This window comes from Puniceibacterium confluentis, from assembly GCF_007923445.1.
Taxonomy (GTDB): Bacteria; Pseudomonadota; Alphaproteobacteria; order Rhodobacterales; family Rhodobacteraceae; genus Puniceibacterium; species Puniceibacterium confluentis.
The window spans coordinates 1-1,203 of record NZ_VOJI01000079.1 but is presented as its reverse complement, the minus strand read 5'-3'; the positions used below and the strand labels follow the sequence as shown (position 1 = coordinate 1,203).

Below are 1,203 nucleotides of genomic sequence, written 5' to 3'. Positions count from 1 at the left end.
TGACCTGCTGCCCTGAGAGTCCTCGTTTATGAGTTGGCTCTGTTCAGGTTTTGGTCTTCTTTTGACCGGTTGGCATATTCCTGCGGTGTCAGGCCAGCGAGGCCTGAATGCGGGCGGTGAAGGTTGAAGTCGTCGCGCCATGCCGCCACCAGATTGCGGGCATGGCGCAGGCTATCGAACAGGTGCTCGTTCAAGAGTTCATCGCGCATGCGGCCGCTGAAGCTTTCGACGAAGCCGTTTTGCATGGGCTTGCCTGGCGCGATATAGTGCCACTCGGCCTTGCGGTCCTCCTGCCATTTCAGGATGGCATTCGAGGTCAGTTCGGTCCCATTGTCAGGGACCACCATGCAGGGGTATCCCCGCATCTCGGCGATCCGGTCCAGTTCCCGGCCGACCCGGATACCTGACAGAGAAGTATCGACAACGGCCGCCAAGCACTCTCGGCTGAAGTCGTCGATCACGTTCAGCATCCGGAACCGGCGACCGCAGGACAAGCTGTCGGAGACGAAGCCGAGGCTCCACCGCTGGTTTGGCCCCCGCGGGATTGCCATCGGCGCTCTGGTGCCCAACGCACGTTTTCTGCCACCACGCTTGCGCACGGTCAGCCCCTCCTCCTTGCAGATCCGGTAGAGTTTCTTCCAGTTCACAGACCAGCCGTCGCGCCGCAGCAGGACATGCGGTCGCCGATTGCCGAACCGCCGACGTTCCGACGACAGGTCCCTGAGGCGTGTCCGCAGGTCAACGTCTTCCGATCGCAGCGGTGGTCGGCGATAGACGCGCGGATCGATGCCTGCCGAAGCACAAGCCCGCCGCTGCCGGTATCCCTTCTGTGTCATGGCCCGATCCACGGCGCGACGCCGCGCACCGGGCCTCGGAAGTTTTTTCCCGGCATCTCCTTCAGCGTCGACACATCCATCATCTGCTCGGCCCGCAACTTCCCGAGCTTGGCGTTCTCAACCCCAAGCGCCTTCAGATTCTTCGCGTCCGACACCTCCATCCCGCCATACCTGGCGCGCCATTTTTGGAAGGTCGCATCGCTGACGCCGTGCTTGCGACACAGATCCTTCGCCCCAAGCCCAGCCTGGTGCTCCTTCAAAATGCCGGTGATCCGTTCTTACGTGAACCTTGATCGCTTCATCGTCTGTCTCCTTTGCAAAGAACAGACGAACCCCGAATCGCGGACGTTTCAGGGGAGCAGGTCAC

General features: G+C 61.5%; 1 protein-coding gene. It reads right to left on the bottom strand.

The window, feature by feature from the left end; genetic code table 11:
- Positions 1-26 precede the first annotated feature (26 nt).
- Positions 27-1,108 (bottom strand): IS3 family transposase gene (locus FOY53_RS22610; RefSeq protein WP_246107527.1). Its coding sequence is split into 2 segments (ribosomal slippage): positions 27-889 and positions 889-1,108, totalling 1,083 coding nucleotides; the frame shifts between segments, so codons are not numbered across the junction.
- Between the last annotated feature and the right edge of the window lie 95 nt (positions 1,109-1,203).